The organism is Azospirillum sp. TSO35-2 (assembly GCF_003116095.1).
Lineage (GTDB): Bacteria > Pseudomonadota > Alphaproteobacteria > Azospirillales > Azospirillaceae > Azospirillum.
Window position 1 is genome coordinate 674,725 of record NZ_LGRA01000021.1, and the last position, 20,806, is coordinate 695,530.

Here is a 20,806-nt window from a genome sequence, read left to right on the forward strand (position 1 = left end):
TTGCTCTCTCCTGAACGTCGTTATTCGGCGGCGGCTTCCGGAACGCGCATCGGGTTGCGGGCGTCGTTGGGCCAGGTGACGTAGGGCAGGTTGTTCTGCTCCGGCACCATGGTGATGCAGTCGGGCACCGGGCAGATGTGGCTGCACAGGTTGCAGCCGACGCACTCCTCGTTGACGACGGTGAAGACGCGGCGGCCTTCGCCTTGGTCAATGCGGATCGCCTGGTGCGAGGTGTCCTCGCAGACGATGTGGCAGCGGCCGCAGTCGATGCACAAGGCGGGGTCGATCACCGCCTTGGTCGAGAAGTTCATGTTCAGGTCGTTCCAATTGACGACGTTGCACACCGCACGGCCGCTCAACTGGTCCAGGGTCTGATAGCCCTTCTCGTCCATCCAGTTGGACAGGCCGCCGATCATGTCCTCGACGATCTTGAAGCCGTAGGTCATGGCGGCGGTGCAGACCTGGACGTTGGTGGCGCCCAGCGCCAGGAACTCCGCCGCGTCGCGCCACGTCGTCACGCCGCCGATGCCACTGATCGGCAGGCCGCGGGTGTCGGGGTTGCGGGCGATCTCCGCCACCATGTTCAGCGCGATCGGCTTCACCGCCGGGCCGCAATAGCCGCCGTGGCTGCCCTTGCCGTCGACCACCGGGGTCGGCGCCATGCTGTCGAGATCGACCGCGACGATCGAGTTCACCGTGTTGATCAGCGACACCGCGTCGGCCCCGGCGCGCTTCGCCGCCTCCGCCGACCACAGGATGTTGGTGATGTTGGGGGTCAGCTTGACGATCACCGGCATGCGGGTGGCGTTCTTCACCCAACGCGTCACCTGCTCCACCATCTCCGGCACCTGCCCGATGGCGGAGCCCATGCCGCGCTCGCACATGCCGTGCGGGCAGCCGAGATTCAGCTCCAGCCCGTCGGCGCCGGTCGCCTCGACCTTGCGGGCCAGCCCGGCCCAGGCCTCTTCCGCCATGCGGGCCATCAGCGACACCACCATGGCACGGTCGGGGAAGTCGCGCTTGACCTGGATGATCTCCTGCAGATTGACGTCGAGCGGCCGGTCGGAGATCAGCTCGATGTTGTTCAGCCCGATCAGCCGGCGGTCGGTGTCGAGATGCGCGCCGTAGCGGCTGGAGACGTTGACCACCGGCGGGTCCTCGCCCAGCGTCTTCCACACCACGCCGCCCCAGCCGGCCTTGAAGGCGCGGACGACGTTGGTGAGCTTGTCGGTCGGCGGGGCGGAGGCCAGCCAGAACGGGTTGGGGGAGCGGATGCCGGCGATGGTGCTGCTGAGATCGGCCATGATGGTCTGGCTCCCTTCCTCAAGCGGACAGGTGGCTGTGGATCGACAGGGCGGCGAGCTTGCCGTCCTGCACCGACTGGACGGTCAGGTCCTCGCCGCTGCCGACGCAGTCGCCGCCGGCCCACACCTTGGCCAGCGTGGTGCGGTAGGCGTCGTCGACGGCGATCTTGCCGCCGGCGAGCTGCAGGCCGTCCAGCGCCTCGGCCGACAGCTTTTGCCCGACCGCCTTCAGCACCATGTCGGCCTGGAGGGTGAAGGTCTCGCCGGTGCCGGCCAGCGTGCCGTCGACCAGCCGGGTCCGCTCGAAGGTGATGCCGTCCGCGCCGATATCCTTCGGAGCGGCGAAGGTCTTGAGCACGACGCCCTCGGTCTGCGCCAGCTCCTGCTCCCACGGCGTGGCGCCCATCTGGGCACGACCGCGGCGGTAGACCAGCGTGACGTCCTCGGCGCCCAGGCGCTTGGCCTGGATGGCGGCGTCGATGGCGGTGTTGCCGCCGCCGATCACCACGACGCTGCGGCCGACGGCCGGCGGCTGGCCGGGCGGCGCCTGACGGACCCGCTCGATGAAGGCGGTGGCGTCCTCCACGCCGGCACGCTCCTCGCCCGGGATGTTCAGCCGGTTGTTGCCGCCGAGCCCGAGCCCAAGGAACACCGCGTCGAAATCCCGGCGCAGCGCCTCCAGCGACAGGTCGGCGCCCAGCCTGCGGCCATGCTCCACCGTGATGCCGCCGACGCCCAGGATGAAGGCGACCTCGCGCTGGGCGAAGTCGTCGGCCATCTTGTAGGGGGCGAGGCCGTATTCGTTGAGGCCGCCGGACTTCGGCTTCGCCTCGAACACCGTCACGTCATGGCCCAGCGTGGCGAGCCGGTGGGCGCAGGACAGCCCGGCCGGCCCGGATCCCACCACCGCGACGCGCTTGCCGGTGCTGGCCGCGCGCGGGAAGGGGTGGGCCGGCTCGCCATCGATCAGACGATCGGTGGCATGGCGCTGCAGGCGGCCGATGGCGACCGGACGGTCCTCCGCCCGGTTGCGGACGCAGGATTGTTCGCACAGCGTCTCGGTCGGGCAGACGCGGCCGCAGGTGCCGCCCATGATGTTCTCCGACAGGATCGTCGTCGCGGCACCCTTCAGGTTGCCGGTCGCGATCGAGCGGATGAAGGCCGGGATGTCGATCCCGGTCGGGCAGGCCCGCACACAGGGCGCGTCGTAGCAGAACAGGCAGCGGTTCGATTCGGCGAGCGCCTGGACCGGCGTCATCGGCGGCGTCAGGTCGGCGTAGGGTGAAGCCGGACGGTCTTCGGTCGGAAGCGTAGCGATCAGGGTCATGGCGGATGGCTTCCCTTCGGTCGCAATGCGGCGTGGCTGCCGAAGCGTCAGCAACCCGCGTGCCAAGCGATCCGACCCGCTGGGACGAAGGGCGCGCACGGCAGAAAAGCTGACTGTTCGGTCAAGAGCTGACGGAATGGACAATCATGGTGGCATCATGCCAGTCATGCTGATTGCACGCAACGCGGCCTTTTGGCGCCTCTTTTGGCGGCGTTCGAGGGAGTTTCGTCCGTTCGGGAGAAGAACCGCGACAGGGAATCGCGTCAGGTCAATGGGTTGGCGTCGGCGCTGGGTGCCCACCAATGCGGCAGCCTCAAAAAGCGCCACCATGCCGATGGCGTTCGGATGCGGGGCGTGAGAGGCTGACGGCCATGCCGATTCTTCTGATCGACCGCACCGCCACGCCCATCGGCGAGTTGATCGTCGTCGCCGACGACGACGGCCATCTGCGCGCCGTCGACTGGACGGAGCACGAGGACCGGATGCGGCGGTTGCTGCGCCGTCAGGTGGGGGAGGGTTGCGTCTTGCGCCCGGCGCGCGACCCAGCCGGAGTGACGCGGGCGATGCAGGCGTATTTCGCCGGCGATCTCGCGGTGATCGACCGGCTGCCGGTGCGGACCGGCGGAACCCTGTTCCAGCGCGCGGTGTGGGCGGCGCTGCGCGGCGTCCCCTGCGGCACCACCATCACCTATCGCGAACTGGCGGCGCGGGCCGGCCGACCGCAGGCGGTGCGGGCGGCCGGCCACGCCAACGGTGCCAACCCGGTGGGCGTGGTGGTGCCCTGCCACCGGGTGGTCGGCTCGAACGGGACGCTGACCGGCTATGGCGGCGGCATCCAGCGCAAACGCTGGCTGCTGGCCCACGAAGGGGTGGCCGGGCCGCCCTGAAGCCGGTCGATGCGTCCTAGCGGATCGGGCGGCGGATTAGGCCGGCATCGCCGCGCGCGGGATGATGGCGCCACGGTGCTGGATGACGGTCGCGGCCAGCCGGTGGGCGGCGAGCGCCGCGTCCACCGGACCCTCACCACGCAGGCGGGCGGCGAGATAGCCGGCGCTGAAGCTGTCGCCGGCCGCGGTGGTGTCGACCACCCGGTCGACCTTCACCGCCGGCACCTCGACCGGGGTGCCGTCCTGGAGGACGACGCAGCCAGGCTGCTCCAGCTTCAGCACGATCTCGGCCGCGCCGGCGTCCCGCACACGGGCCAGCACGGCGTCGGCATCGGCGTCGCCATAGAGGTCGCGCAGATCGGTCACGCCGGGCAGGGCGATGTCGGTGTGGCGCAGCATGCGGTCGAAGGCGACCTGCGCCGTCGCGACGTCCGGCCACAGGCGCGGCCGCCAGTTGGTGTCGAAGGCGACCTTGCCGCCACGCGCCCGCACCCGCTCCAGCAGCTCGAACAGCCGCTCGCGGCCCTGCTCGCCCCAGATCGCCAGGCTGATGCCGGAGAGGTAGATCACCTCGTAGCCTTCCAGCGCGGCGCACAGCTCCGCCGACTGGGGCAGGGCGAACAGCTCGCGCGCCGGGGCGCGGTCGCGCCAGTAGAGGAAGCGGCGCTCGCCGGCCGCGTCGATCTCGATCAGGTAGAGACCGGGCAGGCGGTTGGGCACGCGCAGGACGTGGCCGGTGCCGACGCCCTCCGCCGCCCAGGCGGCGACCATGTCGTCGCTGATGCTGTCATCGCCGAGGGCGGTGACGTAGTCGACCGGCACGCCGAGGCGGGCCAGATAGACCGCCGTGTTCAGCGTGTCGCCGCCGAAGCCCTGGGTCAGCGAGCCGTCCGGCCGCCGGAACATCTCGATCATGCATTCGCCGAGCGCGGCGACACGGCGGGTGGAGCTGTCGGTCATGCTTCCTCTCTCTGCCCGGGCCGGATGCCCGGACGAAAACAGTCACGCCGCCGGCTGGCGGCTGTCGCGGCTCACGCCGCCCGTGGGCGGCTGCCACGGCTCACGCCGCGAGACGGCGTTCCCGCGCCCGCAGGCGTTCGCGATGCGCGGTGTAGAGACCGCTGGCGATGATCACCCCGGTCCCGACGAAGGTCCAATGATCGGGCACGGCGCCGAACACCAGGAAGCCCAGCGCCGTCGACCAGATCAGCTGGACGTAGGTGAAGGGCGCCAGCACCGACGCCTCGCCCTGGCGGTAGGCCAGGATCAGCAGCCACTGCGACAGCGTGTAGATCAACCCGATGAACACCCCCAGCAGCATCTGCCACGCCGTCGGCATCTGGAATTCCAGCGGCAGCAGGGCGGTCAGGGCGATGAAGCCGGTCAGCGCGCTCCACACCAGGGTGGTCAGCGGGTTCTCCTGCGCCGTCATCATCCGCGTCACCACCAGCCCGAAGGCCCAGCTCGCCGCGGTCAGCACCGGCAGCAGCGAGGTCGGATGGAAGCTGGCGCCGCCCGGCCGGATGACGATCAGCACGCCGGCCAAACCGACCAGCAGCGCCGCCCAGCGGCGGATGCCGACCGTCTCGCCCAGCAGCAGGATCGACAGCGCCGTTACGAACACCGGCGAGACGAAGCTGATCGCCGCCGCCTCGGCCAGCGGCAGGTGCCGCATCGCCATGATGAAGAACAGCGCCGACCCCAGCATGCCCAGGCCGCGCAGCACCTGCAGCCCCGGCCGCACCGTCCGCAGCACCCGCGTCGACCCGCCGCGCAGCGCCAGCGGCATCACCAGCGCGGTGAAGACGACGTAGCGCAGCCAGGCGATCTCGATCGGCGGCAGCGACTGGCCGAGATACTTGGCCGTCGCGTCGGAACAGGACAGGCAGGCCACCGCGGCGATCACCAGCAGGATCGCCCGGAACGGGTCCTCCGCCCGGCGGGCGGGCGAAGGAACCGTCGGTTCGATGGGCGTCTGCGGGGCGTTCGCCGGCAACGGGCCGGGGTCGCGTGATGAGCTGTCGGGCATGAGGTTCTGTCGGGTTGTGGAAGGGGCGTTCCCCTTACATAACCGCTCCCATCTGCCAAGGGGCGAACTCGTCGGCGCCGACGCCCAACTCCTCGCTCTTGGTCTTGCGGCCCGACGCCGTGTCGAGCACGAGCTGGAAGATGGCGCGGCCGACCTCCTCGATCGAGGCGTCGCCGCTGGCGATGGCACCGCAGTCGATGTCCATGTCGTCGGGCATCTTGCGGAACAGCGCGCTGTTGGTCGCCAGCTTCAGGCTGGGCGTCGGCTTGCAGCCGAAGACCGAGCCGCGGCCGGTGGTGAAGCACAGCACGTTGGCGCCGCCCGCCACTTGGCCCGTGGCCGACACCGGGTCGTAGCCGGGGGTGTCCATGAAGACGAAGCCCTTGTCGACGATCGGCTCGGCGTAGCGGTAGACCGCGGTCAGCGGGGTGGTGCCGCCCTTGGCGACCGCGCCCAGCGACTTTTCCAGGATGGTGGTCAGGCCGCCCTTCTTGTTGCCGGGCGACGGGTTGTTGTTCATCTCGCCGCCGGTGCGGCTGGTGTACTCCTCCCACCAGCCGATGCGGTCGACCAGAGCCTCGCCCACCTCGCGGCGGACGGCGCGGCGGGTCAGCAGATGCTCGGCGCCATAGACCTCCGGCGTCTCGCTCAGCACGGCGGTGCCACCGTTGCGGACCAGCAGGTCGACGGCGTAGCCCAGCGCCGGGTTGGCGGTGATGCCCGAATAGCCGTCGGAGCCGCCACACTGCAGCGCCAGCGTCAGGTGGCTGGCCGGCAGGGTCTGGCGCTTGACGTCGTTGATCTCCGGCAGCAGCGCCTCGATCCGGCGGATGCCCTCGCGGGCCGCCGCGGCGGTGCCGCCCATGTCCTGGATGCCGATCGGGATCAGCCGCGCGCCGACCTCGAGCCCGGTGGCCTCGATCAGCTTGTCGATCTGGTTCACCTCGCAGCCGAGGCCCAGCAGGATCACCGCGGCAAAGTTCGGGTGGCGGGCGTAGCCGGCGATGGTCCGGCGCAGGGTGTCCATCACCTCGCCGCTGCCGGCCATGCCGCAGCCGTAGCCGTGGGTCAGCGCGACGACGCCGTCGATGTTGGGGTAGGCGGCCAGCGCGGAGCCGCGGAAATGGTCGGCGATCATCCGCGCCGCGGTGGCGGAGCAGTTCACCGAGGTCAGGACGCCGATGTAGTTGCGGGTGGCGACGCGGCCGTCCGGACGGACATAGCCCAGGAAGGTCGCGCGCTCGGCCTCCGGCACCATCTCGACCGGGTGCACGTCGGCGCCGAAGGCGTAGTCACGCTCGAAATCGCTGCCCATGCCCATGTTGTGGACGTGGACATGCTCGCCCGGCTGGATCGCCGTGGTGGCGAACCCGATCACCTGGTTGTACTTGCGCACCGGCTCGCCGACCGCGATCGGCCGCACCGCGACCTTGTGGCCGGCCGGAACCGCGCCGCTGGTCGCGACCTCGGTGCCGGGAAGCGGCGTGCCGGGCTCCAGGTCGGCGCCGGCGACGACGACGTTGTCGGCGGGGTGCAGGCGGATGGTCAGCGATGCCATGGGAAGTGTCCTTGAAGAGACTTGCAGGTAATCCGAAGCGGCCTGAAAGCCCCTCTCCCCTGTGGAAGAGGGGCTTTTTGCCGTTACAGAGTGCCGATCACAGCTTGTAGGCGTTCTTAGCGAGGCGGTAGGCGAGGTCGACCGCCAGATCCGCCGCCTCGTCCTCCTCCAGCCGGTGTTCGGCCACCAGACGGGCGAGGAAGCTGCAATCGACGCGGCGCGACACGTCGTGGCGGGCCGGGATCGAGCAGAAGGCGCGGGTGTCGTCGTTGAAGCCGACGGTGTTGTAGAAACCGGCGGTCTCCGTGACCATCTCGCGGTAGCGGCGCATGCCCTCGGGGCTGTCGTGGAACCACCAGGCCGGGCCGACGCGCAGCGCCGGGTAATGGCCGGCCAGCGGAGCCAGCTCGCGGGAATAGCTGTCCTCATCCAGGGTGAACAGGATGATGGTCAGGTCGCGCTCGTTGCCGTAGCGGTCGAGCAGCGGCTTCAGCGCCCGCACATACTCGGTGCCGCTCGGGATGTCGGCGCCCTTGTCGCGGCCGAAGCGGTCGAACACCAGGTTGTTGTGGTTGCGGAAGCTGCCGGGGTGGATCTGCATGACCAGACCGTCTTCCAGGCTCATCCGTGCCATTTCGGTCAGCATCTGGGCGCGGAACAGCTCGGCCTCATCGGCCGTGGCGCCGCCGCGGCGGACGATGTCGAACAGCTTCTCGGCCTCGGGGCGCGCCAGGTCGGCGGTCGCCGCCGTCGGGTGGCCGTGGTCGGTCGAGGTGGCGCCGAAGCTCTTGAAATAGAGGCGGCGGTCGGCCAGGGCGGCGAGGTAGCCGTCCCAGGTCGCGGTGTCCTTGCCGGTGATGCGGCCCAGCTCGGCCAGATTGTCGCGGAAGCCCTCGAACTCGGGATCGACGACCGGGTCGGGACGGAAGGCGGTGATGACCCGGCCCTTCCAGCCGCTCTCGCGGATCGCCTTGTGATGCTCCAGCGTGTCGAGCGGCGACTCGGTGGTCGCCAGCACTTCGAGGTTGAAGCGCTCGAACAGGGCGCGCGGGCGGAATTCCGGCTTGCGCAGGCAGGCTTCGATCTGGTCGAAGATGCGGTCGGCGCTGGCGGCGCTCAGGCGCTCGGTGACGCCGAAGACCGTCTCGAAGGCGTGGGTCAGCCACATCGACGTCGGCGTGCCGCGGAACAGCTTCCAGTTGGAGGCCAGCAGGCGCCAGATCGCGCGCGAGTCGGACGAGGTCTCCCCGCCGTCCTTGCGCGGAACGCCCAGCTGCTCCAGCGGAATTCCCTGGCTGTACAGCATGCGGAAGGCATAATGGTCGGGCTTGACGAACAGGCTCGCGGGGTCGGGGAACGCCTCGTTCTTCGCGAACCAGGACGGATCGGTGTGACCGTGCGGGCTGATGATCGGCAGGCCGCTGACTTCGCCGTACAGGCGCCGCGCGATCGCGCGTTGCGTCGGGTCGCTCGGGAACAGACGGTCAGGGTGAAGCATCGGAAGCCTCTGCGCTGCAGGGAAAAGGGATGAAGCGGTGTGGGCGAGGGCCGTGTCCGTGCAGGGGACCGTCCATACCGGCTGGCCGTATAATATTAATATATCACTTTAGAATGCAAGCCCAATCGTACCGATCGGCCGCTTTCGATGCATTGGGACACGGCGCCGCGTTTGACCTCGGCAAAGCGGCGCGGGTAGATTGACTGTCAGCCTTACAAGGGGCCGGACGCGGCCCCCCGCCACGCTTTGCCGGAATGGAGCCATCGTTGAAGAAGGTCGCGACGACACAGGATGAGGGCGGCCTGGCCTCCGCGACAGCGCGTCGCACCGTGGCGCCGATGCCGTCGGTCCGCCCCACCCGCCGGGCGGTGACGGTGGCGTCGACCATCTACCGCGACCTGCGGTCGGAGATCGTGTCGCTGAAGCGCAAGCCGGGTGAGCCGATCGCCGAAAAGCAGATCGCCGAGGCCTACGGCGTCAGCCGCACCCCGGTGCGCGAGGCGGTGCTGAAGCTGGCCGACGAAGGGCTGATCGAGATCTTCCCGCAGTCCGGCACCTTCGTGTCGCGCATCCCGCTCGACGCCCTGCCGGAGGCGTTCGCCATCCGCAAGGCGCTGGAGGAGGCGACGGTGCGCTACGCCGCGGAGCGCGCGACCCGCAGCCAGATCGCTATGCTGCGCGCGAATCTGGAACTGCAGCGGGAAATGCAGGAAACGGCGAATTACCAGGGCTTCCACCAAGCCGACGAAACCTTCCACGCGCTGGTCGCGGAGATCGCCGGCTACCCCGGATTCTGGACGCTGATCCAGCAGACCAAGGTGCAGATCGACCGCTACCGGCTGCTAACCCTGCCGGTGCGCGGCCGCATCGCCGAGGTGATCGCCGAGCACACCGCCATCGTCGAGGCGCTGGCGGCCAACGACGCGGTCGCCGCCATCATGGCGCTGGACGCCCATCTCGACGACCTGCAAATCTCGGTCGACGACGTGCGGGCGTCCTACCCGCGCTATTTCACCGCACCCGGCGACCCGGCCTGAGGCGGCACCGGCACCGGCGCCCGCCCCGCCGGCCCTGGTCGATCAGCCGAGGAAGTCCTCGCGGATCGGCGTGAAGATGTCGAGCAGCACGCCCGGCTCCAGCGCCACCACGCCGTGCATCACGTTCGGCGGCACCATGTAGCCGTCGCCGACGCCGAGCCGCTTCGTCCGGCCGTCGATGGTGACGTCGAACGCCCCCTTCTCGACCACGGCGCACTGGACGTGCGGGTGGCGGTGCTGGGGGCCGATGGCGCCGGTTTCGAACTCGACCCGCACCATCATCATCGTCTCGTTGTGCCCGAGGATCTTGCGGCGCACCCCGTCGCCCAGCTCCTGCCAGGGGATGTCGGCGTCGGTCACGAAGACGTCGGTGGGCTGGATGGCGGTGGGCTGCATGGTGGTCGTCATCGCGTCAGTCTCCCCAGTTGAGTGTCCAGCGTCCGTCAGCGTGCCAGCCAGCCGCCGTCGACCGGCAGGATGGTGCCGTGGACATAGTCCGACGCGGCGGAAGCCAGGAACACCGCCGGGCCGCCCAGGTCGGCCGGGACACTCCAGCGCCCGGCGGGGATGCGGCCGAGGATCTCGGTGTTGCGCTGTGGGTCGCTACGAAGTTGCGCGGTGTTGTTGGTCTCGACATAGCCCGGCGCGATGGCGTTCACGTTGATGCCCTTGCCCGCCCATTCGCAGGCCAGCAGCTTGGTGAGGCCGGCGACGCCGCTCTTCGACGCGGTGTAGGACGGTACGCGGATGCCGCCCTGGAAGGACAGCATCGAGGCGATGTTGATGATCTTGCCCTTGCCACCGCGGCCGATGACATGGCGGCCGAAGGCCTGGCAGAGGAAGAACACCGACTTCAGGTTCACGTCCATCACCGCGTCCCAGTCGTCTTCGGTGAAGTCGAGGGAATCGGCGCGGCGGATGATGCCGGCGTTGTTGACCAGGATGTCCAGCCCGCCCAGGCCCGCCACCGCCTGCTCGACGACGCCGGGGAGGGGGGCGATGCTGGAAACGTCGGCCGGGATGGCGAGGAAGCGGCGGCCCAGCCGCTCCACCATCGCCTGGGTTTCGTCGGGCGCGCTGCGGCCGGCCACGGCAATGTCGGCGCCGGCCCCGGCCAGCGCCACCGCGATGGCTTGCCCGATGCCGGTGTTGGCGCCGGTCACCAGCGCCACCGTGCCGCTCAGATCGAAGGGGGTGGTCATGGCGGCGGCGTCCTTCAGCGCAGCCGGTCCATGGCGACGAAGTCCATGTCGGTGAAGTCCTGGTTGTCGCCGGCCATCGCCCAGATGAAGGTGTAGTTGCGGGTGCCGACACCGGAATGTATCGACCAGGGCGGCGAGATCACCGCCTGCTCGTTGGCGACCACGATGTGGCGGGTCTGCTCCGGCTCGCCCATCAGGTGGATGACGCGGGCGTCATCCGGCAGGTCGAAGTAGAAATAGACCTCGCAACGCCGGTCGTGGGTGTGGCACGGCATCGTGTTCCACATGTTGTTCGGCTTCAGCACCGTCATACCCAGCACCAGCTGCGCGGTGCGGCAGACGTCCGGGTGAATCATCTGGTAGATGGTGCGCTCGTTCGACTGGGCCGGGTCGCCCAAATGCACCGCCTTGGCTTGGCCGATGGAGATCTTCATCGTCTCGAACCGGGCGTGGGCCGGGGCGCTGTTCAGATAGAACTTGGCCGGATCGCGGCGGTCCAGGCTCTCGAACCGGACGTCCTTGCTGCCCATGGCGACGTAGAGCGCGTCGCGCGGCTCCAGGTTGAACACCGCGCCGTCCACGGTGACCCGGCCGGGGCCGCCGACGTTGACGACGCCCAGTTCGCGCCGGTCGAGGAAGTTGGGCGACCCGATCTCCTTCGACGATTCCAGCGTGATCGGCCCGGCGACCGGCAGCGCGCCGCCGACGACGAAGCGGTCGATGTGGCTGTAGGTCAGCACCGTCTCGTCCGCCTCGAACAGGGTCGGGACCAGGAAATGGTCGCGCAGCGTCTCGGAATCGAAGTTGCGCACCGCGTCGGGGTGGGAAGCGTGCCGGACGGAGATTTTCATCGCAAAGGATCCTTCGACGTGTGAGCGGCCGGCGATCGCGCGCCATCGCCTGGAAGAAACAGGTGGAGGGCATCGGTCCCGGGGCAAGGCGCCGCCATGGGGACCAGGGCGCCGCAGCGGTCGGGATGCGGCCTCGGTCACCACATCATACTAATATACTAGTGTGCGTCGCAAGGCCCAATGATGGAAGGCCGGACATTTCACGGCACGGAGAATTCGTGGTAGGACGTCGTCGTCGGACGCCGCCGAGGGGTGCGCGCAGCCGCCGCGTTGCGTGCGGCGGCGGACTGATATATTAGGTGAGGCTCTTCGTCCGGAGGACATGGTCCATGACCCGCAAGCGCATCGCCCTCGTTGCCCACGACGCCCGCAAGGCCGATCTCATCGCCTGGATCGGCGTCAACATCCAGGCGCTCGACGGGCACGCCTTCTGGGCGACCGGCACCACCGGCCAGAAGGTGCGCGACGCCCAGCCGGGGCTGGACGTGACCCCGCTGAAGAGCGGCCCGCTGGGCGGCGACCAGCAGATCGGCGCGCTGATCGCCGAGGGGCGGATCGACCTGCTGATCTTCTTCGTCGACCCGATGACGGCGCAGCCGCACGACGTCGACGTGAAGGCGCTGACCCGGCTGGCGACGCTCTACAACATCCCGATGGCCTGCAACGAGGCGACCGCCGACATGATCGTCTCGTCGCCGCTGTTCTCCAGCGGCTACATCCCGCGCGCGGCGAACTTCCTGGATTACGAAACCCGCAAGGTCTGACGATCCCGGCCGGCCCCCGGCGTCACCCCGGGGGCGCTTCAGCTCGTGAAGTACAGCGGGTTGGCGCGCTGCACGTCGGCGATGCCCAGTTGCAGGTCGGTCAAATGCTGGCGCAGGGCGGCGACGGCGCGGTCCGGGTCGTGGTCGGCGATGGCGGCGACGATGGCGGTGTGTTCGGCCAACGCCTTGCTCATCCGGCCGGCGACCGGCAGCGTCAGGTGGCGATAGCGGTCGATCTGCCGCTTGACCTGCTGCGTCATCGCCCAGAACCCCGGATAGCCGGAGATCTCCGCCAGCAGCGCGTGGAAATCCTCGTCGGCGTCGTGGAAGCCGTCCATGTCGCCGGCGGCCTCGCGCTCGCGCTGACGTTCCAGGGTGGCGCGCAGCAGCGCGATCTGGCTGCCGGTCGCCTGTTCGGCGGCGTAGCGCACCGTCGCCTCCTCCAGCGCGCGGCGGATGGCGATGGCCTCCGGCAGGGCGCCGAGCGGGATGCGGGCGACGAAGGTGCCGGACTGCGGAAAGACCTCCACCAACCCTTCGTCGGCCAGCTTCAGCATGGCCTCGCGCACCGGCGTGCGGCTGACGCCGTAGGTTTCGGCGACCTGCTTTTCGATGACCGGCTCGCCCGGCTTGCGTTTCAGCGAGACGATGTCGTCGCGCAGGTCGCGGTAGATCGTGCCGGACACGGTGGTGCCGCGGTGGGCGGGGCGCGCGGTCGCCTGGGCCGGTCGGCGCCGCCGGCGGCGCGCGGGAGCAGCCCCCGGCACCGTGTTCGAATCGCCCGCGTTCGTGTCCATGGTCGTCAGGTCCGTTCCGTCGGCGTGATGCCGTTCCACACTAATATATCGCTGCGATTCCGGCAGCGGAACGACTTTCACCGCCGGCCGGCCGCAGGCGGAAGACGCTGATGACGGCATGGGGTTGCGTGTGGTTCTTCTCCGGGAGGGAGCTGTCGTCGACGCCGCCGGCTCCCATATCGTGGACGCCGGCCAGCTTGCCTGGGCCGAATGCTCTGGAGACGCCGCGTGGCCAAGCGCAACCCCTACCACCAAGGTCTGCCGACGCACAATTTCGATGGCCTGCGCTTCTTCAATCCGGGCGAACCGAAGACGGACCGCACGCTGCGGCAGGTGCTGCGATGGAAGCTGGCGGGCGGGGCGGCGGCCTGGCCGAAGCAGGTGGCGGTCGAGCCGGTGGTCCCCGACGCCCGCGTCCACGGGCTGCGCGTCACGGTGGTGGGGCATGCGACCCTGCTGATCCAGGCCGCCGGCCTCAACATTCTCACCGACCCCGTCTGGTCGGAACGCGCCAGTCCGTTGCGCTTCGCCGGGCCGCGGCGGATCACCGCTCCGGGGATCGCCTTCGACCATCTTCCCCGGATCGACGTCGTCCTTCTGTCGCACAACCACTACGACCATCTCGATGTCGCCACGCTCAAGCGGCTGCACCACCGCGACGCCCCCCTGGTCGTGACGCCGCTCGGCAACGACGCCATCGTACGGCGCCACATCGCCGCGGCTCGGGTCGCCACCGGCGACTGGTGGCAGCATTTCGAGGTCGGCGCGGGCGTCGGCGTCCACATCGTGCCCGCCAACCACTGGTCCTCGCGCGGCGTGAGCGACCGCCGGATGGCGCTGTGGGGCGGGTTCATGCTCCGCACGCCGGTCGGGCTGGTCTACTTCGCCGGCGACACCGGCTACGGCACCGGCCGCATCTTCCGGGACATGCGGGAGCGGTACGGCCGGACCGACCTGGCCCTGCTGCCGATCGGCGCCTACGCACCGGAATGGTTCATGTCCGCCCAGCATTGCGACCCCGAGGGAGCCGCGCAGATCATGCTCGATCTCGAAGCGCAGCATGCCTTGGGCATTCACTGGGGCACCTTCCAGCTGACCGACGAGGAACGCGAAGAGCCGGTCCGGCGGCTGGGCACGGCGTTGGCCCGCCGCGACATCGATGCCGCGCGGTTCAGCGCCGCCGCTCCAGCGATGGTGTGGGAGGGGTGACGACCGGCCTTCCGGATTGTCACCGATGGCCGGCCCACCGCCGTCGTGATTGTGCCCTTCGAGAGCGCCCGCTGTTCCGTCGCCCGCCACTTTCCTTGGCAATCACCCTGAATCCCATGGGTTTTATGAATTCCAGGGGCGCTGTGGCGGAAAAGATACATCCGATATCGGAAATGTCATGGTGACAATATACGATTTGACCCCGGCGATTGCGTCCCCATAATCACGATTGTCTCGATTGTTCGAGCAATGTGCGCCAGAAGATGGAGGATCCGATGCGCCCCACCGACGTGACCCGCAGTTCCGGTTCGTACACGGCCGCCGCCGGCGCCGCCGTCCCGGCCAACCGCAACGTCACCGCCGTCGGCCCCACCGGCATCCACACGCGGAGCGTCTGGCGGCTGCTCGACCTGCTGTTCACCGCGTTGGAGCGGCGCAAACAGCGCCACGCCCTGATGGGTCTGGACGAACACCTGCTGAAGGACATCGGCGTCAGCCGGTCCGAGGTGGAGCAGGAAGTGATGAAGCCGTTCTGGCGGGGATGAGACGATGGCCGACCAATCCCTTCCGAACCCCACCCTCGCGGTCCAGTACGCGGTCGAGCCGGACCTGACCGCCGACGCCTTCATCGACGTGCTGGAACGCTCCGGGCTGGCCGAACGCCGGCCGGTCGGCGACCGCCCGCGGGTCGAGGCGATGCTGCGCAATGCCGGCCTGATCATCACCGCCCGGCTGGACGGCGCGCTGATCGGCGTCGCCCGCTCGGTCACCGACTTCGTCTATTGCTGCTACCTGTCCGACCTCGCCGTCGACCGCGCCCTTCAGGGGCGCGGCATCGGCAAGGAGCTGATGCGCCGCACCCGCGACGCGATGGGGGAGGGCACCATGTGCCTGCTGCTGTCGGCGCCCAAGGCCATCTCCTTCTATGAAGACGCCGGGCTGAAACGGCACGAGCAGGCCTTCCTCTTCACCGACCTGACCTGACCCCAGCCCACTTGACCGGGAGCGACGCCGCGATGCCCAGCACGGCCATGACCGACAGCACCGACCTCGCCATTTCCTTTGCCGACGTGGCGGCGGCGGCCGGGCGGATCGCCGGCGTCGCCCACCGCACGCCCGTCCTGACCAGCGCCACCGCCGACGCGCTGACCGGCGGCCGGCTGCTGTTCAAGTGCGAGAATTTCCAGCGCACCGGCGCCTTCAAGATCCGCGGCGCCTACAACGCCATCGCCCAGTTCACCGACGCCCAGCGCGCGGCCGGGGTCGTCGCCTATTCGTCCGGCAACCACGCCCAGGCCATCGCGCTGGCGGCGCGCCTGCTGGGCGTGAAGGCCACCATCGTCATGCCGATGGACGCCCCGGCCGCCAAGCTGGAGGCGACCCGCGGCTATGGCGGCGAGGTGGTGCTGTACGACCGCTACGCCGAGCCGCCCGACGCCGCGGTCGCCCGCGTCCTGGACCAGCGCGGCGGCACCTACATCCCGCCCTTCGACCACCCGCATGTGATGGCCGGGCAGGGCACCCTGGCCAAGGAGCTGATCGAGGAGGCCGGACCGCTCGACCTGCTGGTCGTGCCCACCAGCGGCGGCGGCCTGCTGTCCGGCTGCGCGGTGGCGGCGAAGACCCTCAGCCCCGGCTGCCGCGTCGTCGGCATCGAGCCGGAGGCCGGCAACGACGCCCAGCAGAGCCTGCGCAGCGGCTCCATCGTCCGCATCGAACCGCCCAAGACCATCGCCGACGGCGCCCAGAGCCGCAACGTCGGCCAGTTGACCTTCCCGGTGATGCAGCGGCTGGTCGACGACATCGACACGGTCAGCGACGCCCAGTTGGTCGACGCCATACGCTTCTTCGCCAGCCGGATGAAGATGCTGGTCGAGCCGACCGGCTGCCTCGCCGCCGCCGCGGTGCTGTCCGGCACGCTCGACGTCCGCGGCCTGCGCGTCGGCGTCGTCGTCACCGGCGGCAACGTCGACCTCGCCCGCTTCGCCACGCTGGTCCAGCCTGTGGCCCCGGCCGCCTGAGCCACACAGCCGCCACCGCCTTTCCGCCCAATCCTTTCCACCCGATCCTTCACGCCCCACCGCGACGGGAGCCACCCATGCGCTTGCCCCTCTATCAGGTCGATGCCTTCACCGACCGCGTCTTCGCCGGCAACCCGGCGGCGGTCGTGCCGCTGGAGTCCTGGCTGCCCGACGCCCAACTCCTGGCCATTGCGGCGGAGAACAATCTGGCGGAGACCGCCTTCTTCATCCGGGCGGGCGACGGGTACGAGTTGCGCTGGTTCACCCCGACGGTCGAGGTCGATTTGTGCGGCCACGCGACGCTGGCCACCGCCTTCGTCATCGCGACGATCCTGGAGCCCGGCCGCGACCGCATCGCGTTCGCCACCCGGCAGGCCGGCGTCCTGACCGTCACCCGCGACGGTGATCGCTACACCCTGGATTTCCCCAGCCGCCCGGCCACCCCGAACGACAGCCCGCACCCGGCCCTGCTGGCGGCCCTGGGCGGGCCGGCGCCGGTCGCCGTGCTGAGCGGGCGCGACTATCTGGTCGTCTACGAGTCGGCCGCCGCGGTGCGGGCGCTCACCCCCGACATGGTGGCGCTGTCCGGCCTGGATCTGTTCGCGGTCTGCGTCACCGCCCCGGGGGAGGACGGCGTCGATTTCGTCTCCCGCATGTTCGCCCCGGCGCAGGGCATTCCGGAAGACCCCGTCACCGGCTCCACCCACTGCATGCTGGCGCCCTATTGGGCCGAACGGCTGGGCAAGACGGCGCTGACCGCCCGCCAGGTGTCGGCCCGCGGCGGCGACCTCCACTGCGCCCTCGACGGCGACCGGGTGAAGATCAGCGGCCGGGCGGTGCTCTATCTCGACGGCAGCATCACCGTCTGAGCACGGGCCGGGGAGGGGGCCGGCACACCGTCCTCCCCCACCCCTCCCACCGGTCACGCTGAAGGCAGGCACCGCTTGTCCATATTGCCTATAAATTAGGCAAACCCACTCATCCACAGGCGGGACAGGCCATCCGAAAGGGTGTGGATGATTCTGTTCGGGGATTGCGCACACATCTATCCACAGATTCTGTGGAGAAGAAAACCGGTGGAAAGGTTATCCACACAAATTCACATTCTATCATCCCCAGCTTTTATCGCCTGCTCGCCTGACGATCCTTGTATCCATCGCCGATCCGGAATATCCAAATAATGTGGATCGGCAAGATTGGTGGGGGATCGTCATGATCGGAGATCCGTTTCATCCAAAAAAGGCGACGATCTCTTTGCGCGTTGATCGCCGAATCAAAGATGTCGCCAAGAATTACGCTCGCCAACGGCAGACGCCGCTGGCCGAGGTCATGCGTGACCTCTTGGCCCGCTACGTCGCCGAATGCGCGCGGGAGAACGCGCAGGCCTCGCCCGACCTGTTGAAGGAGCGGCCGGCGCAATATGTGGATTTCGCACAGCTGCAGGGCCTGATCGGCCGGCGGGACTGAGCCCGCCCGGCTTGAGTTCTCCACAGCGGTCCTTACATCGACGGTGGAATGGCCGACAGGGGCCAGCAACAGGGGAAAGGAGCCCCGCCATGCCCGCCACCGCCACGAACCCGACCACCGCCGGGGCCGCCGCCGACAGCCTGCACGTCGCCTGCCCCCACTGCGACACCCTGAACCGCGTGCCGGTGGCGAAGCTCGGCGGCGGCAAATGCGGGCGTTGCGGCGCCCCGCTGTTCCAGGGCAAACCGCTGGCGCTCGACGGCCGCCGCTTCGCCGCCCACGCCGAGCGCGGCGACCTGCCGCTGCTGATCGACTTCTGGGCGGAGTGGTGCGGTCCCTGCCGGATGATGGCGCCGGTCTTCGCCCAGGCCGCCGCCGCGCTTGAACCGCAGGTCCGGCTGGCCAAGGTCGACACCGAGGCCGCCCCCGACCTGGCCGCCCGCTTCGGCATCCGCAGCATCCCGTCGCTGGTCCTGGTCCACCACGGCCGCGAGATCGCCCGCACCGCCGGCGCCATGCCCCTGCCGGCCCTGGTCACCTGGGTGCGCCAGACGCTGGGCGGCCGATAGGGGCGGGCGGTAGGCGTTTGCGCCCTGCGTTACGCCGCGCGCACCGTGGCGATGAAGGTGCCGACCTCGCGGCGCAGGCGTTCGGCTTCGACCGCCAGCTCCTCCGAGGTGCCGTGCACCCGGCCGGCGGCGGAGCCGGTTTCGTGCACCGCGTTGCTGACCCCGGCGATGTTGCTCGACACCTCCCCGGTGCCCTGGGCGGCCTGGGTGACGCTGGCGGCGATGTCGCGGGTGGCGGCGGCCTGTTCCTCGATGGCGGCGGCGATGGCGGTGGCGATCTCGCTCATCCGGCCGATGGTCTGGCCGATGCTGCCGATCGCCTTCTGCGCGCCGCCGGTGGTCTGCTGGATCTCCATCACCTTGGCCTGGATCTCGTCGGTGGCCCGGGCGGTCTGGGTGGCCAGCGCCTTGACCTCGCTGGCGACGACGGCGAAGCCCTTGCCGGCCTCGCCCGCCCGGGCCGCCTCGATGGTGGCGTTCAGCGCCAGCAGGTTGGTTTGGGCAGCGATGCCGCTGATCAGCTCGACGACCTGACCGATCTGCTCGGCGGCGGACACCAAGTCGCGCATGGTGCGGTCGGCGCCATGGGCGTCGGCGACCGCCTGGGTGGCGATGCGGGTCGAGTTCTCCACCTGATGACCGATTTCGGCGATGGAGGCCGACAGCTCCTCGGTCGCGGCGGCGACGGTCTGCACGTTGGCCGACGCCTGCTCGGAGGCCGACGCGACCAGCAGCGAGCGTTCGCTCGCCTCCTGCGCGGTGGCGGTCAGCGCGGTCGCGGCGTCGCGCATGCCGGTGGCGGCGTTGGCGACGGTGTCGACGATGCCCTTCACCGTGCTCTCGAAGGTGTCGGCCATGTGCATCATGGTCTGGCGGCGGTGCTGCTCGGCTTGGCGCTGGCTCTCCTCCTGCGCCGCGCGCAGCCGCTGCATCTCCTGCGCGTTGGTCTTGAAGATCTGGAGCGCACGGGCCAGCGCGCCGATCTCGTCGCGGCGCTGGTCGTCGGTGACCGCCACCGTCAGGTCGCCCTGGGCCAGCCGGCCCATCGCCGCGGTGATGCCGCCCAGCGGCCGGGTGATGGCGCGCGAGATCATCCAGGCCAGCAGCAGGCCCAGCACCAGGGCGACGCCGGTCACCACGGTCCCACGCGTCTCGGCCGCGGCGACGGCGGCGGCGGTCGAGCGTTCCAGGTCGCGCAGGAACTCGTTGGAATGGGTGTGGATCAGGTTGATCTTGTCGTTGATCTCCTGGCCGGCCTTGCCCAGCGTCTGCTGGTTCACCGCCTTCAGCTCGTCGCTGAGCGTCGCGATGCGCTCGATCCCGGTCACATAGTTCGGCAGCTTGGCGGCGACCTCGGACAGCTTGGCCTTGACCGGCCCGTCGGCCATGCCGTTGCGCAGGGCGTCGACCTTGGCCTGGACGTCGGCCAGATCCTTGCGGATGCGGACCAGATCCTCGGCCTTCGTCTCGGCGACGAAGCGGGCGACCAGCACGCGGACCAGAAGAAACTGCTCGCTGATCTCCGCGGCGGTCAGCGTGCGGTCGAGCTGGCCGCCGTCCTTCTCGGCGCGGACGTTGGCGCTGAGCGTCCGGCGGATGTCGGCGCCCAGGCTGTTGACCACCGACTCGATCATCGAGTCGCGTTCGGTGCGCATCGCCACCAGCCGGTCGAATCCGGTGCTGAAGGTCCGCTCCAGTCCCCGGATGTCGTCGGCGGCCTGCCGGTCGCCGGGGCTCACGATCCGGCCGGCCGCCTCGTCCAGGCGCCGGCGGAAGCTGTCGATGTCCTTGCGGAAGCGTTCGGCCACGGCGGGGGAGCCGGTGGCCAGGAACTCCGCCGCCGCGCCCAGCGCGTCCGACACGTCGGTGTCGGCCGCGGCGACCGCCATCGCAACGTTGGACTGGGCCGCGTAGCTGCGCATCGCCGCGTCGCTGGACCGCAGCCCGGTCCAGGACACCGCCCCCAGCCCGACCAGCAGCGCGAGCGTGACCCCGAAGCCGGTGTAGACCTTGGTCGCGGTCCGCAAATTCGCGAAGGCACCAACGGCGGCCGGCTGGCTGGGCTGGGAACTGTTCATGGCGATTGTCCCGATATTCGACGGAGGAGCGGTCGCGGCCACGGTCAAGTGCGCAGTCCGACTGTTAAGGAACTGCGCCAAACCGCAATTTCAGCGACACTTATTTTCTACCCTGTGAAATATCCGTCAATCAGGATTAGCCCGAAAGGCCAAATGTCACACGCCACGGCACCGTAGATGGTGCCGCGGGTCCCTTGTTCCCGTTCGG

Annotated in this window: 21 protein-coding genes; 10 read left to right on the forward strand and 11 right to left on the reverse strand. The window is 69.5% G+C overall.

The window, feature by feature from the left end:
* Positions 1–20 precede the first annotated feature (20 nt).
* Together preA and TSO352_RS19230 are read right to left on the reverse strand one after the other, a co-directional pair.
* Positions 21–1,304 carry an NAD-dependent dihydropyrimidine dehydrogenase subunit PreA gene (preA, locus tag TSO352_RS19225; RefSeq protein ID WP_109108883.1) on the reverse strand — a complete coding sequence of 428 codons (1,284 nt, stop codon included), beginning with the start codon at positions 1,302–1,304 and terminating at the stop codon, positions 21–23.
* Positions 1,305–1,323: 19 nt separating this feature from the next.
* Complete coding sequence (locus TSO352_RS19230) at positions 1,324–2,631, reverse strand: NAD(P)-dependent oxidoreductase (RefSeq protein ID WP_109108884.1); 1,308 nt, start codon at positions 2,629–2,631, stop codon at positions 1,324–1,326.
* A 371-nt stretch (positions 2,632–3,002) separates the two neighbouring features.
* On the opposite strand from TSO352_RS19230, the gene ogt reads away from it, so the two are divergent.
* Positions 3,003–3,518 carry a methylated-DNA--[protein]-cysteine S-methyltransferase gene (gene ogt / locus TSO352_RS19235; protein WP_109108885.1) on the forward strand — a complete coding sequence of 172 codons (516 nt, stop codon included), beginning with the start codon at positions 3,003–3,005 and terminating at the stop codon, positions 3,516–3,518.
* A gap of 36 nt (positions 3,519–3,554) precedes the next feature.
* Here ogt and TSO352_RS19240 read toward each other — a convergent pair whose 3' ends face one another.
* From TSO352_RS19240 to uxaC, 4 genes are all read right to left on the reverse strand, one after another.
* Entirely contained in the window at positions 3,555–4,478 is a 924-nt protein-coding gene (locus TSO352_RS19240; protein WP_109108886.1) for a sugar kinase, read from the reverse strand.
* Between the two features lie 100 nt (positions 4,479–4,578).
* Positions 4,579–5,547, reverse strand: coding sequence for a DMT family transporter (locus tag TSO352_RS19245; protein WP_109108887.1), 969 nt, complete (start codon positions 5,545–5,547; stop codon positions 4,579–4,581).
* 34 nt (positions 5,548–5,581) lie between these two features.
* Positions 5,582–7,105: an altronate dehydratase family protein gene (locus TSO352_RS19250; RefSeq protein WP_109108888.1), complete on the reverse strand. Its 1,524-nt coding sequence runs from the start codon at positions 7,103–7,105 to the stop codon at positions 5,582–5,584.
* Positions 7,106–7,202: 97 nt separating this feature from the next.
* A complete protein-coding gene (uxaC, locus tag TSO352_RS19255) occupies positions 7,203–8,603 on the reverse strand; it encodes a glucuronate isomerase (RefSeq protein ID WP_109108889.1) in 1,401 nt (466 codons plus the stop codon).
* A gap of 254 nt (positions 8,604–8,857) precedes the next feature.
* On the opposite strand from uxaC, the gene TSO352_RS19260 reads away from it, so the two are divergent.
* Positions 8,858–9,640, forward strand: a complete 783-nt coding sequence (locus TSO352_RS19260) for a GntR family transcriptional regulator (protein ID WP_109108890.1) — start codon at positions 8,858–8,860, stop codon at positions 9,638–9,640.
* Between the two features lie 42 nt (positions 9,641–9,682).
* Here the strand turns inward: TSO352_RS19260 and TSO352_RS19265 are convergent, their stop codons facing one another.
* The 3 genes from TSO352_RS19265 to kduI are packed head-to-tail and all read right to left on the reverse strand — an operon-like array spanning position 9,683 to position 11,693.
* Entirely contained in the window at positions 9,683–10,048 is a 366-nt protein-coding gene (locus TSO352_RS19265; RefSeq protein ID WP_247872261.1) for a cupin domain-containing protein, read from the reverse strand.
* Positions 10,049–10,083: 35 nt separating this feature from the next.
* On the reverse strand, positions 10,084–10,842 hold the full coding sequence (gene kduD / locus TSO352_RS19270; protein ID WP_109108891.1) for a 2-dehydro-3-deoxy-D-gluconate 5-dehydrogenase KduD: 759 nt from the start codon (positions 10,840–10,842) through the stop codon (positions 10,084–10,086).
* A gap of 14 nt (positions 10,843–10,856) precedes the next feature.
* Complete coding sequence (gene kduI / locus TSO352_RS19275) at positions 10,857–11,693, reverse strand: 5-dehydro-4-deoxy-D-glucuronate isomerase (protein ID WP_109108892.1); 837 nt, start codon at positions 11,691–11,693, stop codon at positions 10,857–10,859.
* A gap of 329 nt (positions 11,694–12,022) precedes the next feature.
* On the opposite strand from kduI, the gene TSO352_RS19280 reads away from it, so the two are divergent.
* Positions 12,023–12,457, forward strand: a complete 435-nt coding sequence (locus TSO352_RS19280) for a methylglyoxal synthase (RefSeq protein ID WP_109108893.1) — start codon at positions 12,023–12,025, stop codon at positions 12,455–12,457.
* A 38-nt stretch (positions 12,458–12,495) separates the two neighbouring features.
* Here TSO352_RS19280 and TSO352_RS19285 read toward each other — a convergent pair whose 3' ends face one another.
* Positions 12,496–13,254, reverse strand: a complete 759-nt coding sequence (locus tag TSO352_RS19285) for a GntR family transcriptional regulator (RefSeq protein WP_109110743.1) — start codon at positions 13,252–13,254, stop codon at positions 12,496–12,498.
* A 228-nt stretch (positions 13,255–13,482) separates the two neighbouring features.
* Between TSO352_RS19285 and TSO352_RS19290 the strand changes: the two genes are divergently transcribed.
* The 7 genes from TSO352_RS19290 (at position 13,483) to trxC (ending at position 18,520) form a co-directional block, all read left to right on the forward strand.
* Positions 13,483–14,463: an MBL fold metallo-hydrolase gene (locus TSO352_RS19290; RefSeq protein ID WP_247872262.1), complete on the forward strand. Its 981-nt coding sequence runs from the start codon at positions 13,483–13,485 to the stop codon at positions 14,461–14,463.
* Positions 14,464–14,738: 275 nt separating this feature from the next.
* Positions 14,739–15,008, forward strand: coding sequence for a DUF1127 domain-containing protein (locus tag TSO352_RS19295; protein WP_247872263.1), 270 nt, complete (start codon positions 14,739–14,741; stop codon positions 15,006–15,008).
* Positions 15,009–15,012: 4 nt separating this feature from the next.
* Positions 15,013–15,447: a GNAT family N-acetyltransferase gene (locus TSO352_RS19300; protein WP_109108896.1), complete on the forward strand. Its 435-nt coding sequence runs from the start codon at positions 15,013–15,015 to the stop codon at positions 15,445–15,447.
* Between the two features lie 32 nt (positions 15,448–15,479).
* The gene (locus TSO352_RS19305; RefSeq protein ID WP_199231661.1) at positions 15,480–16,484 is read left to right on the forward strand and encodes a threo-3-hydroxy-L-aspartate ammonia-lyase; all 1,005 of its coding nucleotides are present in this window, start codon (positions 15,480–15,482) and stop codon (positions 16,482–16,484) included.
* Between the two features lie 77 nt (positions 16,485–16,561).
* Positions 16,562–17,353, forward strand: coding sequence for a PhzF family phenazine biosynthesis protein (locus TSO352_RS19310; protein WP_109108897.1), 792 nt, complete (start codon positions 16,562–16,564; stop codon positions 17,351–17,353).
* Positions 17,354–17,696: 343 nt separating this feature from the next.
* On the forward strand, positions 17,697–17,951 hold the full coding sequence (locus TSO352_RS19315; RefSeq protein WP_247872264.1) for a hypothetical protein: 255 nt from the start codon (positions 17,697–17,699) through the stop codon (positions 17,949–17,951).
* An 89-nt stretch (positions 17,952–18,040) separates the two neighbouring features.
* Entirely contained in the window at positions 18,041–18,520 is a 480-nt protein-coding gene (gene trxC, locus TSO352_RS19320; RefSeq protein WP_109108899.1) for a thioredoxin TrxC, read from the forward strand.
* A 29-nt stretch (positions 18,521–18,549) separates the two neighbouring features.
* Here trxC and TSO352_RS19325 read toward each other — a convergent pair whose 3' ends face one another.
* Positions 18,550–20,598 (reverse strand): HAMP domain-containing methyl-accepting chemotaxis protein, encoded by a 2,049-nt coding sequence (locus TSO352_RS19325; protein ID WP_109108900.1) that lies wholly within the window; start codon positions 20,596–20,598, stop codon positions 18,550–18,552.
* Positions 20,599–20,806 lie beyond the last annotated feature (208 nt).